At 63.7% G+C, this 14,647-nt stretch carries 13 protein-coding genes; 9 read left to right on the top strand and 4 right to left on the bottom strand.

Annotation, left to right across the window (positions count from 1 at the left end; all coding sequences use genetic code 11):
• Positions 1-72 precede the first annotated feature (72 nt).
• Positions 73-726, bottom strand: coding sequence for a ribosome biogenesis GTP-binding protein YihA/YsxC (gene yihA, locus ACTJLC_RS16710; RefSeq protein ID WP_073431849.1), 654 nt, complete (start codon positions 724-726; stop codon positions 73-75).
• 297 nt (positions 727-1,023) lie between these two features.
• Here yihA and ACTJLC_RS16715 point away from each other — a divergent pair, with 297 nt between their 5' ends.
• From ACTJLC_RS16715 to msrQ, 5 genes are all read left to right on the top strand, one after another.
• The gene (locus tag ACTJLC_RS16715) at positions 1,024-1,677 is read left to right on the top strand and encodes a c-type cytochrome (protein WP_073431848.1); all 654 of its coding nucleotides are present in this window, start codon (positions 1,024-1,026) and stop codon (positions 1,675-1,677) included.
• Between the two features lie 119 nt (positions 1,678-1,796).
• Entirely contained in the window at positions 1,797-4,019 is a 2,223-nt protein-coding gene (locus tag ACTJLC_RS16720; protein WP_440844602.1) for a cytochrome c biogenesis protein ResB, read from the top strand.
• 4 nt (positions 4,020-4,023) lie between these two features.
• A complete protein-coding gene (gene ccsB / locus ACTJLC_RS16725) occupies positions 4,024-5,232 on the top strand; it encodes a c-type cytochrome biogenesis protein CcsB (protein WP_073431846.1) in 1,209 nt (402 codons plus the stop codon).
• Between the two features lie 197 nt (positions 5,233-5,429).
• Positions 5,430-6,425, top strand: a complete 996-nt coding sequence (msrP, locus tag ACTJLC_RS16730; protein WP_114163225.1) for a protein-methionine-sulfoxide reductase catalytic subunit MsrP — start codon at positions 5,430-5,432, stop codon at positions 6,423-6,425.
• A gap of 11 nt (positions 6,426-6,436) precedes the next feature.
• Positions 6,437-7,132, top strand: a complete 696-nt coding sequence (msrQ, locus tag ACTJLC_RS16735) for a protein-methionine-sulfoxide reductase heme-binding subunit MsrQ (protein ID WP_073431844.1) — start codon at positions 6,437-6,439, stop codon at positions 7,130-7,132.
• Between the two features lie 78 nt (positions 7,133-7,210).
• Here the strand turns inward: msrQ and lysA are convergent, their stop codons facing one another.
• Complete coding sequence (gene lysA / locus ACTJLC_RS16740) at positions 7,211-8,473, bottom strand: diaminopimelate decarboxylase (protein WP_154874804.1); 1,263 nt, start codon at positions 8,471-8,473, stop codon at positions 7,211-7,213.
• Positions 8,474-8,482: 9 nt separating this feature from the next.
• Positions 8,483-8,791 (bottom strand): LPS translocon maturation chaperone LptM, encoded by a 309-nt coding sequence (gene lptM, locus ACTJLC_RS16745; RefSeq protein WP_073431842.1) that lies wholly within the window; start codon positions 8,789-8,791, stop codon positions 8,483-8,485.
• Positions 8,792-8,826: 35 nt separating this feature from the next.
• Between lptM and cyaY the strand changes: the two genes are divergently transcribed.
• The gene (gene cyaY / locus ACTJLC_RS16750; RefSeq protein ID WP_073431841.1) at positions 8,827-9,144 is read left to right on the top strand and encodes an iron donor protein CyaY; all 318 of its coding nucleotides are present in this window, start codon (positions 8,827-8,829) and stop codon (positions 9,142-9,144) included.
• A gap of 138 nt (positions 9,145-9,282) precedes the next feature.
• Here cyaY and ACTJLC_RS16755 read toward each other — a convergent pair whose 3' ends face one another.
• The gene (locus ACTJLC_RS16755; protein ID WP_073431840.1) at positions 9,283-11,676 is read right to left on the bottom strand and encodes a penicillin-binding protein 1A; all 2,394 of its coding nucleotides are present in this window, start codon (positions 11,674-11,676) and stop codon (positions 9,283-9,285) included.
• 252 nt (positions 11,677-11,928) lie between these two features.
• On the opposite strand from ACTJLC_RS16755, the gene pilM reads away from it, so the two are divergent.
• From pilM to ACTJLC_RS16770, 3 genes are read left to right on the top strand one after another with little or no spacing between them, the layout of a single operon-like run.
• On the top strand, positions 11,929-12,921 hold the full coding sequence (gene pilM, locus ACTJLC_RS16760; RefSeq protein WP_440844606.1) for a type IV pilus biogenesis protein PilM: 993 nt from the start codon (positions 11,929-11,931) through the stop codon (positions 12,919-12,921).
• Positions 12,918-13,664 (top strand): fimbrial assembly protein, encoded by a 747-nt coding sequence (locus ACTJLC_RS16765; RefSeq protein WP_440844608.1) that lies wholly within the window; start codon positions 12,918-12,920, stop codon positions 13,662-13,664. Before pilM ends, ACTJLC_RS16765 begins: the two co-directional genes overlap by 4 nt.
• Positions 13,661-14,611: a hypothetical protein gene (locus tag ACTJLC_RS16770; RefSeq protein ID WP_440844610.1), complete on the top strand. Its 951-nt coding sequence runs from the start codon at positions 13,661-13,663 to the stop codon at positions 14,609-14,611. The genes ACTJLC_RS16765 and ACTJLC_RS16770 overlap by 4 nt, the downstream gene beginning before the upstream one ends.
• Positions 14,612-14,647 lie beyond the last annotated feature (36 nt).

Consider the following 14,647-nt stretch of genomic DNA (forward strand, 5'->3'; position numbering starts at 1 on the left):
CCGTTAAAGCGGCGGGTTTTTTTATGGGCGGCCGAAACGGCGCTTTTGCGTGCCTGACGGAAGCCCCAGCGCTTACTGCGCGGCGTCCGCTTCGCCCGTGGCTTTGGGGATCAGCCAGCCTTCGATCAACTCGTGCGCCTCGTCGATGCCGATTCGTTTGAGCGCCGAGAACAATTGCGCGGTCAACTCGCCTTGGTAGCCGGCGGCGCGATATTCAGCCAAGCCTTTCTGCGTCGCGCGCAATGCGTTGATGCTTTCCTGTCGCGTCAATTTGTCGCATTTTGTAAGCAGCGTATGGATCGGCTTGCCCGTCGGCGCGAACCACTCGATCATCTGCCGATCCAGATCCGTCAACGGACGACGCGAGTCCATCATCAGAATCATGCCGCGCAGTTGCGAGCGCGATTGCAGGTAGGTCGACAGTAGCGCTTCCCAATGGGCCTTGGCCGCGCCGGGCACTTCCGCGTAGCCATAGCCCGGCAGGTCCACCAGATGCGCGGTCGGCTCGTCCGCCTTGCCCACCGAAAAATAATTGATGTGCTGCGTGCGCCCCGGCGTCTTGCTGGCGAACGCGAGCCGCTTCTGATTGCACAGGATATTGATCGCCGTGGACTTGCCGGCGTTCGAACGTCCCGCAAAGGCGATCTCGGGCTGTGCGGTGGCCGGCAGGTCACGCAAGTGATTGACGGTCGTGAAAAAGCGGGATTGGTGGAGCAGGAAGGACATGATCAGGCCAGGATTCGAGACGCCGGGGAACCCGGAGCGGGGACGGGTCAAGCCCGACTGGCGTCTTAGCGATTAGCGAGTTATTGTACAATACGATGGTTTACTGAAAACCCGAGGGGGCCGCCCCGCGTGCCTTGGCGGCTCCTGGTGGTCACTCAGTCGCTGTCGTATTTTGCAAAACCTTCAGGAAAACGCTGGGCCGTCCCAAGTTTTCTTGCCCCCTTCGGGGGGCCTGGCGCGAGGCGCCGGGTTTGGGGGCTCTCTAAAAAATCCCACAAGACGAGACAGGGTGTGCGAATGAATCGACTGTGCAAGGCTCTGATGGTGCTTCAGGTAGCGGCAGGTCTTTCAGGTTTGGCAATTCAGGCACGAGCAGCAGAGCCGGCAAAGCCGGACGTCAATCGGGGGCAGGCAATCGCAATGCAGGTTTGCGCGTCGTGCCACGGCGCGGACGGCAACAGTGCCGGCGGCGCATACCCGAAGTTGTCGGGCCAGCATCCCGAGTATCTCGTCAAGCAACTCAAGGATTTCAAGACGCAGGCGGGCGCCAAGCAGCCCGCGCGCAACAATGCGATCATGGCGGGCATGGCCGCGGCGCTCTCCGACCAGGACATGGTCAACGTGGCGGCCTATTTCGCGGCGCAGGCTCCCAAGCCAGGTTATGCGCATAGCAAGGACACCGTGGCGCTCGGTCAGAAAATTTACCGTGGTGGGGTGGCCGAGAAGGGCGTGCCGGCATGCGCAAGCTGTCACGGGCCAACGGGCCAGGGCATTCCCTCGCAGTATCCGCGCCTGTCGGGGCAATGGTCGGACTACACGGTGGCGCAGTTGTCCGCGTTCACGCAGGGTTCCGGCGCACGTAACAACAACGAGGCGATGCATGCCGTCGCATCGCGTTTGTCGGACAGCGAGATCAAGGCTGTAGCCGATTACATCGCGGGCTTGCATTAAGTAAGAGTCCGCACGCAAGCGCAACCGGCCCGCCGGGGCCGGTGCAAAACAAGAAAAGGGTGGGGGCGTCGTGTCTACGACAGCCTCTCACCCTTTTTTGCTGTTCAGTCGGAGTATGAATGAGCGTCACCACGTCGGGTCTGCAGTCGAAGTCGAGCAATCGCATCGTGCGCAGCATCATCGAAGTCATGAGTTCGATGCGTTTCGCCATCGCGCTGCTCGTGATTCTGTCCATCGCCAGCATTATCGGCACCGTCCTCACGCAGGACGATCCGTATCCGAATTACGTCAACCAGTTCGGCCCCTTCTGGGCGGACATCTTCCGCTCGCTGAGCCTGTACACGGTGTACAGCTCGTGGTGGTTCATGCTGATCCTCGGCTTCCTGATGGTGTCGGTCTCGCTGTGCGTGATCCGCAATGCGCCGAAAATGCTCGCCGACGCCAGGAGCTGGAAAGACAAGGTTCGCGAAGGCAGCCTGCGCGCGTTCCATCACAAGGGCGAGTTCGCGGTGCACGGCACGCGCGCGCAGACCGCCCAGGTGCTCGCCAGGCTGTCGGCGAAGCTCGGCTATAAATTCGTCACGCGCGAGTCGGACGGCGCGACGCTGATCGCCGCCAAGCGCGGCGCGCTGACCAAGTTCGGCTATATCTCGGCTCACATCGCGATCGTGGTGATCTGTCTCGGCGGCCTGCTCGACAGCAACCTGCCGATCAAGCTGCAAATGTGGCTGTTCGACAAGTCGGCGATCCGCGCGAACACGGTAATCAACGAGATTCCTGCCGAACATCGCCTGTCGCAGTCGAACCCCACGTTCCGCGGCTACGCGTGGGTGCCGGAAGGGCAACACGTCTCGACGGCGATCCTGAACCAGCCGGACGGTTCGCTGATTCAGGACTTGCCGTTCTCGATCGAACTGAAGAAATTCATCGTCGACTACTACTCGACGGGCATGCCGAAGCTGTTCGCAAGCGACATCGTCGTCGTCGACCATAAGACCGGTGCGCGCGTGCCGGCGCGGATCGAAGTGAACAAGCCGTTCGAATACGAGGGCGTGTCGATCTATCAGTCGAGCTTCCAGGACGGCGGCTCGCAGATGCAGATGACCGCGTTTCCCATGACTGGCGCGAGCGCGAAGACCGCACCGTTCGCCGGCACGATCGGCGGCAACGCGCCGCTTGGCCAGGCCATGTCGCTGGCGGACGGACAGACCGTCGAATTCACCGATTTCCGCGCGATCAACGTCGAAAACATCTCGAACGGCAGCGGCCAGAACGACGCCCGCGGCGTCGCGGCGCATCGTACGCTGAAAGAAGCGTTCGACGAGCGTCTCGGCTCGGGCGCGAAGACGTCGAAGCCGCTCGAACTGCACAACGTCGGCCCTTCGGTGCAGTACAAGGTGCGCGACAAGGACGGCCAGGCGCGCGAATACAACAACTACATGCTGCCGGTGGAAGTAGCCGGCGAAAAGATGTTCCTCGCCGGCATGCGCCAGAACCCGGACGATCCCTTCCGCTACCTGCGCATTCCCGCCGACACCGGCGGCACCGTCAAGGAATGGATGAACCTGCGCGCCACGCTTGAGAATCCGGCCATGCGCGCGGCGGCCGCTCACCGTTTCGCGCTGCGCTCGGTGCCGGGTTCGAATGCTGAACTGCAGCAGCATCTGGAAGAAAGCGCGCTGCGCGTGCTGACCCTTTTCGCGGGCGCGGACAGCAGCGTCAAGATGCCGAACGGCCAGCCCGTCGGCGGCTTTCAGGCGATCGCCGGCTTTATCGATCACTCGGTGCCGAAGGGCGAGCAGGAAAAGGCGGCCGGGCTGCTTCTGCGCATGCTGGAAGGCTCGACGTGGGATTTGTGGCAACTGTCGCGCGAGCAGCTTGGCGAGCCTGAAGCGCAGGCCAACGCGGACGCGAGCCGCTTTGTTCAAACCTCGATCAACGCGATATCCGACAGCTTTCTGTATGGATCACCGGTTTACTTGCAGCTTGACGGCTTCAAGCAGGTGCAAGCTTCGGTATTTCAGTTGACGCGCGCACCGGGCAAAAAAGTCGTGTATCTTGGCAGTCTGCTTCTCGTATTGGGCATCTTTTCGATGTTCTACGTTCGCGAACGGCGCCTGTGGTTCTGGCTCAAGGATACCGATCACGGCACGAACGTCGTAATGGCGATGTCGAGCGCGCGCAAGACACTCGACTTCGAAAAGGAGTTCGTTCAAACGCGCGACGCAGTCGGCGCCGCGCTGGGCGCCAAACTCACTGAAGCACCCGACGCCGCCCGCGGCGCCGATCAACCCGGCCACGCCGGCGCGCAGTCCGCAAGCTCACAAGATTCGACCCGGTAAGATCATGGACTTGACTCAGGTTTCCCCCTCCTCATCATCGTCGCGGCCCAGCAAGGCGCTCGCGGGCGAGTCGCTCAACGTGGCGGAGTACGACGAGCGACCGTTTCTGAAACGGCTCGGTGTCTTCGACTGGCTGTTCGCCGTCGTGATGGTCGCTGGCGCGGGGTTCGCGCTGTCGCACTATCACGCGTTCATGAACTACTACGACAAGCTGGTGCTGGTGTGCGCGGTGCCGGTGTTCGTCGTGCTCGGCTGGCGTTGGAAGCCGGTGCGTCCGCTGATGGTCGGCATCGCGGCGCTGTCGTTGTGGGCGATCCAGATTTACCAGGGCGATCTGGCCCGTGCCGATCAGGCCTTCTTCCTGAAGTATTTCCTCTCGAGCCAATCCGCGATTCTGTGGATGAGCGCGCTGTTCGTGTTCGCCACCGTGTTCTACTGGATCGGCCTGCTGTCGCGCTCGCCAACCGGTGCGGCAATCGGCTCGAAGATGACATGGGCCGCGGTGGTCATGGGCTTCGTCGGGCTGATGGTGCGCTGGTACGAGTCGTACCTGATCGGCTCGGACGTCGGCCATATTCCGGTCTCGAACCTGTATGAAGTATTCGTGCTGTTCAGCCTGATCACCGCGTTGTTCTATCTGTACTACGAGCAGCACTACAACACGCGCGCGCTCGGCGCGTTCGTGCTGCTGGTGATCAGCGCCGCCGTCGGCTTCCTGATGTGGTACTCGGTCGCCCGTGACGCGCAGCAGATCCAGCCGCTCGTGCCGGCGCTGCAAAGCTGGTGGATGAAGATTCACGTGCCGGCGAACTTCATCGGCTACGGCAGCTTTGCGTTGTCGGCCATGGTCGGCGTCGCGTATCTGATGAAAGAGCGCGGCGTGCTGGCCGATCGCCTGCCGGCGCTCGAAGTGCTCGACGACGTGATGTACAAGTCGATCGCCGTTGGCTTCGCCTTCTTCACGATCGCGACGATTCTCGGCGCGCTGTGGGCCGCGGAAGCGTGGGGCGGCTACTGGAGCTGGGACCCGAAGGAAACGTGGGCGCTGATCGTCTGGCTCAACTATGCGGCATGGCTGCACATGCGTCTGATGAAAGGTCTGCGCGGTGCGGTCGCCGCCTGGTGGGCGCTAACCGGCCTGCTGGTGACGACTTTCGCGTTTCTCGGCGTCAACATGTTCCTGTCGGGGCTGCATAGCTACGGCAAGCTGTAAGATCCGCCGCTCCGCCCCGACTAAGAACCGCCGCGTGCTTCGCACCGGCGGTTTTTTTATGGCTGACGGAATATTTGCCGCGCCCGACGTGTTCGTCATGGCAGTAGCAACGAATAGCTGGACGGACGCGGGACAAGCGATCATGACTTCGGCCCCGTAAAATGAACGAACCGGCGGGGCCGGCAAGGAGCAGGACGATGTGGATCAAGCGAAGCGACAGAATTCAACTCCTCGGCGACGATATCGCGCGTAGCGAAATCACGCCGCGGCACGTATTCGAGAACCGGCGGCGTGTGTTGCAGGCGGCGGGCGCGCTGGCGCTCGGCGGTCTGATCGGCGTGAATGGCGAGGCGCTGGCGGCGTATTCATCGCCGGACCCGAAGGCGCAAAAGCTCGCGGCGAAGACCAACGCGAAGTTCGTCGCGCTCGACAAGATCACGCCGTTCAAGGACATCACGAGCTACAACAACTACTACGAGTTCGGCACCGATAAGGCCGATCCGTCGCATAACGCCGGCACATTGCGCCCGCACCCGTGGAAGGTGAGCGTCGAGGGCGAAATCAAAAATCCGAAGGTGTACGACATCGACGAATTGCTGAAGCTCGCGCCGCTCGAGGAGCGCGTGTACCGGCTGCGCTGCGTCGAAGGTTGGTCGATGGTGATTCCGTGGATCGGCGTGCCGCTCTCGGAACTGATCAAGCGCGTGCAGCCGACCGGCAATGCGAAGTACGTGCAATTCATCACGCTGGCAGATGCGTCGCAGATGCCCGGACTCTCGACGCCGGTGCTCGATTGGCCGTACTCCGAGGGGCTGCGCATGGATGAAGCAATGAATCCGCTGACGCTCCTGACGATGGGTGTTTACGGGCAGGTGCTGCCGAATCAGAACGGCGCGCCGATTCGCGTCGTGGTGCCGTGGAAATACGGCTTCAAGAGCGCGAAGTCGCTGGTGAAGATCCGCTTCCTCGACAAGCAGCCGCCGACCAGTTGGAACACCTATGCGTCGAGCGAATACGGTTTCTATTCGAACGTGAACCCGAACGTCGATCATCCGCGCTGGAGCCAGGCGACCGAGCGGCGCATCGGTGAGGACGGCTTTTTCACGCCCAAGCGCAAGACGCTGATGTTCAACGGCTACGGCGATCAGGTGGCGTCGCTTTATCAGGGCATGGACCTGAAGAAGAATTTCTGAGCAACGCGACCATGGCTTTCGATACACAGACTTCCGCTGTGAGCGGGCGCAAGGCGCCGCGAGCAGCGCACGCGTCCACGACGGTGAAGCGGCCCGCATCCGGCGCGCGCTGGATCGTGCCGGCGAAAATCGCGGTGTTTGTCGCCGCGTTGTATCCGCTCGCGCGCATCGTGTTGTTCGGCATGACCGATCGGCTCGGCTCGAATCCGATCGAATTCATCACGCGCTCCACCGGTCTCTGGACGCTCGTCTTTCTTTGCATCACGCTGGCCGTGACGCCCTTGCGCCGGTTGACCGGGGTCGCCACGTTCGTGCGCTTTCGGCGGATGCTCGGGCTCTACGCCTTCTTCTACGCGACGCTGCACTTCACCACTTACCTCTGGTTCGACAAGTGGTTCGATGTCGCCGAGATCGTGAAGGACATCGGCAAGCGACCCTTCATCACCGTTGGTTTCGCGGCGTTCCTGTTGCTGATCGCGTTGGCCGTGACGTCGCCGCGCGCGATGGTGCGCAAACTCGGCCGTCGCTGGCAGACATTGCATCGCGCGATCTACGCGATCGGCGTGCTCGCGATCCTGCACTTCTGGTGGATGAAGGCGGGCAAGAACGATCTGCTGTTGCCGAAGCTTTACGGCGCAATCATGCTGGCGCTGCTGGGGTGGCGGTTGATCGTATGGCTGCGCGAGCGAAGGTCGAAGGCAGGTTGACCGGCAAGCGAGTCGCACAAACTAAAAAGGCGATGCCGCGGTGGCATCGCCTTTTTTGTCAGACGCCGAACTCGACGTTTACGCCCGCAAGATCGTTTCTCCCGCAAACAACTGCTTGATCTCTTCGCGGGCGCGCACCACATGCGCTTGTGTACCATCCACCATCACTTCCGCCGCACGCGGACGGGTGTTGTAGTTGGAGCTCATCACGAAGCCGTACGCGCCGGCCGAACGAATCGCCAGCAAATCGCCGGGTTCGATCGCCAGCAGACGCTCGCGACCCAGCCAGTCGCCGCTTTCGCAAACCGGGCCGACCACGTCGTAGACATGCGCCGGTACGTCGCGCTTCGCCGCTGCTTCGATCGCGTGGTACGCCTCGTACATGGCGGGGCGCGCGAGGTCGTTCATCGCGGCGTCGACGATGGCGAAATTCTTTTCCGCACCCGGCTTCAGAAACTCGACGCGCGTGAGCAGCACGCCCGCATTGCCCACCAGCGAACGACCCGGCTCGAAATACACTTCACGATGGCCGTGGCCGCGCGCTTCGATGCGATCGAGCACGGTGCGCACGAACGCGCCGATTTCCGGCGGTGCTTCATCGTCGTAGGTGATGCCGAGACCGCCGCCCACGTCGATGTGGCGAATGCTCACGCCGTCCTGCTCGATCTGTTCGACCAGTTCCAGCAATTTGTCGACGGCGTCGAGATACGGTGCGACTTCGGTGATTTGCGAACCGATATGGCAGTCGATGCCGATCACCTCGAGATGAGTCATCGCCGCGGCGGCTCGATACGTCGCGCGCGCGTCTTCGAATGCGACGCCGAACTTGTTCGACTTCAGCCCGGTGGAAATATACGGATGCGTCTTCGCGTCGACGTCCGGATTCACGCGCAGCGAAACCGGAGCTTTCTTGCTCATGTCGGCGGCCACCGCATTCAGGCGGTCCAGTTCAGGAATCGATTCGACGTTGAAGCACTTCACGCCAGCCGCGAGCGCGTCGCGCATTTCGTCCGCACTCTTGCCGACGCCGGAAAACACGGTGTTTTCCGCTTTACCGCCGGCCGCCAGCACACGCGCCAGTTCGCCGCCCGATACGATGTCGAAGCCGGCGCCGAGACGCGCGAACACGTTCAGCACCGCGAGGTTGCTGTTCGCCTTGACGGCTACGTGCACGCTCGCGCGACGGCCTGCGCAAGCGCCGGCGTACGCGTTCCAGGCATCGGTGAGCGCGGCGCGCGAATAGACATAGAGCGGCGTGCCGAATTGTTCGGCGAGCGAGACGGCGGACACGTCTTCGGCGTGCAACACGCCGTCGACGTAGTCAAAAGCGGATCGAGTCATGCGAGGGTCTTATTGAGCGGGAGTAACGGCGGAGGCGGGCGGCGCGGCGAGTTGGTTTTCCGGCGCCAGCGTGAGCGGCGTGCCCGACGTATTCGGCACGGTGCCCGTTTCGTCGGCGGTTTCGGCGCTGGGTTTCACTTCATCCGGCGACGGCGGTTGCGTGCGGTCGATCGGCTTGGCCGGGAGCGGCGGCACGGTGGGCAAATAGAGCGAACCACGCTGCCCGCAGCCGGCAAGTGCACAACCTGCGAGAATGGCTAGACCCGCTACAATCGCGCGGCCGGGCGCCGCTGCGCGCATCCGAGAAACGACTCGCATGACTGTCCCTGAATAAATAATCGATGGAGTTTAGCATGTCCGATAGTGAATACCTGACCCGCGCGGAAGCCGCGCTAGCCGCCATCGAACGCGCACTCGACGACACCGATGCCGACATCGAATTCGAGCGCAGCGGCAATGTGCTGACCCTCGAATTCGAGAACCGTTCGAAGATCATCGTGAACCTTCAGCCGCCGATGAGCGAGATCTGGATCGCCGCGAAAGCGGGCGGCTTTCACTTCCGTTTCGTCGATGGTGAATGGCGCGATACCCGCAGCGGTACGGAGTTTTTCGCCGCGCTGTCGGAGTACGCGACGCAACAGGCCGGCGAGCCGGTTCACTTCGAAGCGTGAATCCGGGTTAAGGCGGGGGCGGGTTGCTGCTGCCCGAAGCGCGCCTCGCGACTGACGGACCGCCCACCAAAGCAAGCCTGAAACGACACCGCCGCGCATCGAGCGCGGCGGTTTTCTTCAACGGGCTACGGCGGTTCTCTAGTGCCCGCGGAACAGATTCATGATGTTCTGCTTTTCCTGCTCGTCGACCTGCGCGGGCGCCTCCGATGCGCCGTTCGCCGCATCCAGCGCGGCCTGGCTGATGCCGACCGTCGCGATGAAACCGTGCCCCGGCGTGAACTCGTCGAAATACAGTTCCGAGCCGACTTCGACCACATTGTCCGGCTTCGGCATCTTGTAGTCCGGCACGCCCTTGAGCGCGCGACCCATGTATTCGATCCACACCGGCAACGCCAGGCCGCCGCCGGTTTCCTTGTCGCCGAGACTGCGCGGATTGTCGTAGCCGATCCACGCGATCGCCGTGACCGTGTGCTGATAACCGGCGAACCACGCGTCGCGCGAATCGTTGGTCGTGCCGGTCTTGCCGCCGAGATCGGTGCGTTTCAGCACGTTGGACTTGGCGCCCGTGCCGCGTTGCGCGACGCCTTGCAGCAGACTGTTCATCACGTACGCGTTGCGCGGCTCGATGGCGTGCGGCGCGCTTTGCTCGGCCACCAGCGGTTGCGCATGGGCGACGACGATGCCGCGCTGATCCGTGACCTCGGCGATCAGATACGGGTTGATCCGGTAGCCGCCGTTGGCGAACACCGAGAACGCGCCCGCCATTTGCAACGGCGTGACGAGACCCGCGCCGAGCGCCATCGGCAGATAGGCCGGGTGACGCTCCGCGTCGAAGCCGAAGCGCGTGATGTACTGCTGCGCGTACTTGGTGCCGATCTGGCTGAGGATGCGGATCGACACCAGGTTCTTCGACTTCTGCAGCGCCGTGCGCATGGTCATCGGACCGTCGAAACCGCCGCCGTAGTTCTTCGGTTCCCACGGCTGCCCGCCGGTCTCCGCGGCGCTGAAAAAGAGCGGGGCGTCGTTGATCACCGTCGCCGGGCCGAGTCCCTTTTCGAGCGATGCCGAATAAATGAACGGCTTGAAACTCGAACCCGGCTGACGCCACGCCTGGGTCACGTGATTGAACTTGTTCTTGTTGAAGTCGAAGCCGCCGACCAGCGCGCGAATCGCGCCGTCTTGCGGCACCACCGAGACGAACGCGCCTTCCACTTGCGGCAATTGCGTGATCGACCAGTTGCCGTCGTCGTTTTTGACGAGGCGGACGATCGCGCCGGGCCGCAGCCGCTGATTCGGCTGCGCGCGCGCATTGAGCGCGGCCTGCGCGAAACGCAGGCCGTCGCCCTGGATGGTCGCGACATTGCCGTCGATGAAGGTGGCCTGCACCTGCTTCGGGCTCGCCGCCGTCACGACGGCGGCAATAATCTCGCCGTTGTCGGGATGCTCCAGCAGTGCGTCGTCGATCGCCTGTTCGCGGTCGTCCGCATCGGACGGCAGATCGATGAACGCTTCCGGGCCGCGATAGCCGTGGCGCCGCTCGTAGTCCATCAGGCCTTTGCGCAGCGCGCGATAAGCGACGTCCTGATCGGCGGAGTCGATCGTGGTGACGACGTTCAGGCCGCGCGTGTACGCCTCTTCGCGATACTGCGCGTACATCATCTGCCGCACCATTTCCGCGACGTACTCCGCGTGCACGCTGAATTCCTTGCCCGCGCCCTTGACCACGAGCGCCTGCTTGCTGGCCTCGTCGTATTGCTGCTGGGTGATGTAGCGCAGTTCGTACATGCGCTGCAGGATGTACTCCTGGCGCACTTTCGCGCGCTTCGGATTGACCACCGGGTTATACGCGGAGGGCGCCTTCGGCAGACCGGCGAGCATCGCCGACTCGGCCAGCGTCAGGTCCTTCAGATCCTTGCCGAAGTACACCCGCGCCGCGCTCGCGAAGCCATAGGCGCGCTGACCGAGATAGATCTGATTCATATACACCTCCAGAATCTGATCTTTAGTCAGCTTCGACTCGATCTTGTACGCGAGCAGCATTTCGTAAATCTTGCGCGTGTAGGTCTTCTCGCTCGACAGGAAGAAGTTGCGCGCCACCTGCATGGTGATCGTGCTGGCGCCTTGCGTGGCGTGGCCGTTGGTGAGCGCGACGAAGCCGGCCCGCGCGATACCCGTGAGGTCGACGCCGCCGTGATCGTAGAAGCGCGCGTCTTCGATGGCGAGCACGGCCTTCTTCAGACTATCGGGCACCTCCTGGATATGGACGATGTCGCGCCGCTCCTCGCCGAATTCGCCGATCAGCACATGGTCGGCCGTGTAGATGCGCAGCGGCACCTTGGGCCGGTAGTCGGTGAGCGCCTCGAGTGACGGCAGGTTGGGCGTTGCCACCACCAGCGCATAGCCGAGCACCAGCAGCACGCACACGATGCCAGCGACGATCAGACCGACAAAGCCAAGGACCAGCTTCAGCCACAACGGGCGTTTGCGCTTGTGCGGCGCGGGCGGTGGGGAGTTCGGAGACGTGGATTGCATATGGGCACCAAAAAACAGTCCCGCGATTATAGCCGCCCGGCTTTTCAGCTTTCGTCATGCTTACTGACACTTCTGCGCAGGTCGGTGCGCGACGCGGGAATGGCTTCACTGTAGCCGCTTTGGTGCGGCGCCGGCACCTGTCACGCAACGTTAGCCATTTGGCTGAGTGTCGCGCGGCGGCGCGGCTACGCACAATTCTTCCTCGTTACTCGCGCTCGAATGGTTCGCCGCGAGAGTTTGAGGGAGGGTGTGATGGCGTTCAAAAAATCGTGGCTTCAAGAGGTGCAAACAGGTGGCCGGCGTTTTGCCGCGGGAATCGACGTGAGCGCGCGGGCGGTGCGCCTCGTCATGGTGAGTCAGCCTTCGCGCACCACCGCCGCATTGCATATCGAATACGTGAGCACCGTGCCGCTTGCCGCGGGCGCGATGGCCGGCATGGAGATCGCGGATCGCCATGCGGTGGCGCGTGCGTTGCGCGACGCGTTTGCCGGTCTGCCGCGCGCCTGTGCGACGCATGCGTTGCGATGCGCGATGGCGCTGCCGGCGTCGGCCACGTTGACCGCCACGGTGCCGCTCACGCGGCTCGCCGCGCAAAGCGGCTGCGCGGAGGACGGCGGGCATGCGCTTGCCGAACTCGAACCGGCGGTGATGAGTGAAGTGGAGCGGATCGCGGGTCTCGAGCGGCACGCGCTCGCCGTCGACTGGTTTGTCGATGAAACGTCTTCGCCGGTTCGCTCGGTGACGATCGCCGCCACGGCGCGCCAGCATCTTGAGGCGCGTATCGAATGCGCGGCGTCCGCCGGTATCTCGCTGACCGCGATCGACGGCGAACCGCATGCCGCGCTGCGCGCCATGCGCTATGCGGCGAGCCATGAACTCGATCCGCACGAGCCGTATGTCGCGCTCTGGGTCGGCACGGACGGTGTGTACGGATGGCGCATCGTCGACGACGGCATCGTCGGCGAAATGCGCTATCCGGCGCCCGAGCACGCGGACTTCGCCGATGCGTTGCGTGATCTCGTGCGCGGCCCGGAACTCGACTGCGCGTTGTTGAGCGGCGAGGTCGATCTGCTCGACGGCGTGGGGTTTTCGACCGCGGATCTCGCCGACGTGTTGGGCTGCACCGTGTTGCCGTTCGAATGCGCGGCGCTAGGCGGCCTTGCGCGACCGTTGGACGATCCGTTGTTGCATGAGCCGACCGGCGCGGTCGCGTTCGGGCTCGCGTTGCGCGGGGTGTTCGAATGATGGGCGGCCTCTTGCATCCGCGCGGCTCGAACGTGCCGGCTGCCAGCACGCCGGCTTTCGCGCGCGGCGCCCGCTTCACGCGATCGTGGCTCGGTGGTTTCAACCTGCTGCCCTACAGGCAACGCAACGCGCGGCTCGCGCGCCGGCGGTGCGTACTCGAATGCATCGCCGCCGCGTTCGCCGGTTGCGCCGCGGTGCTCGCGCTGGCGGGTTGGCAGGCGTTGGAAAAGGCGCGACTCGATGCGCAGCGCGTGTCGATTGAACAGTCGCTCGCACAATTCACCGCGCCGCTCGCCGAACATGCCGGGCTATTGCGGGCGCAAGACGAGCAACGCCAGGGCGCGGCGCGTGCAAAGACCTTGTCCGCGCCGCTCACGCATTTGCGCGACCTGCTCGACGCACTCAGTTTCGAGCCGGGCGACGGCGTCGTGTTACAGCAGTTGCGTCAGCGCGAACACGAGACGGAATTGCTGGCGAGCTCGCGCGGGCATCTGGCTTCGGCGGAGTGGCTCAAGCGTCTGAGCGCGATTCGCGGCGTGACGGGCGCGGAGGTGAGCGACCTGCATCGATCGGCGCCGCCCCGTAGCGCGGGTGTGGCTGCGGGTATCGCGGGAGAAGTCGCAGGACAAGTGGAATTCGGCGCTCGTCTGCGCTGGCACGATCCGATGCGACAAACGGCTCATGTGGCCGCATCCGCGGCGCGGCGTCCGGTGAAGTCTGAACAATCGAGAGGTGTGAAATGAGTACGACGTTTGTCGATTTCGGCAGCGCGGCAAGCGCGCGCCCAATGCTTTCCCATTGGCTGAAGCGCGCGCGTGCGCCGCTCGAAGCATGGAGCGGGCGCCGTCGCTGGGCGGTTGCATTGCTGATCGCCGCGCTGGTGTTCGGGCTTGGCGCGCAGGGCTGGATCGTGGCGGATCTGGGCGGCGTGGAGGCGAGCCGGACCGCCTTGGAGGCTGCTACGCGGCATCTTGCCGATGCGAAGCGCTCGCTCGCGCAATTGCCTGCGCTGCGCCGTGAAGCAGCCGCGTCGGTCACCGCATCGGCAAGCACCCCGGCCATGACATCGAGCACCGGATCGCCAGCGCCTTCGTCCGTGGACGACGTGCGCATCGTCTCCGAACTGGCCGCGCAGAACGGCGTCACGTTGCTCGCGCTGGAACCCGGCGCCGCCAGCGGCACAGGCGCGGAAAGCATGCGCCCGTTGCAACTCACCGCGCGCACCGACTTCGTCCACTTGATGGCGTTCCTGCGCGGGCTGTTGGACCTGCCGGTACTGATCGTCCCCGTCGATGTGACCGTCAAACGGGATGGCGCAGCGCTTTCGGTGAGCGCGACGCTGCGCGTGTTCAATGCGCTGAGGCCGGTTCCTCCAACCGCGTCGGCGGCTGAGTTTGCCGAAGAGGACGCCGATTCGGCCGACGCAGACAACATCGTCTTCTTCGACCCGTTCTCGCGGCCGCAGATGCGGGCGGCGGGCGATCTGCCCGATGCTTCGCAGTTGCGCCTCGTCGGTGTGCTGCACGATCGTCAGCGTGGGTTGGCTTTGCTCGATACGCCGGAGGGCGCGACAACCGTCGCGTCCGGGCAGCAAATCGGCGCCGAGCGCGTCACGCGCTTCGACGCGCTCGGCATCACGCTCGTCAACGGCGGCACAACGCGCACGCTGGCGCTGGAAGAGGCGTCCTGATGAAGCTGGTAAAACCATTCCGCTTTGTGTCCGCGT

It is taken from the genome of Paraburkholderia sp. 22099 (assembly GCF_052045835.1).
In the GTDB taxonomy this organism is placed as follows: Bacteria; Pseudomonadota; Gammaproteobacteria; order Burkholderiales; family Burkholderiaceae; genus Paraburkholderia; species Paraburkholderia terricola.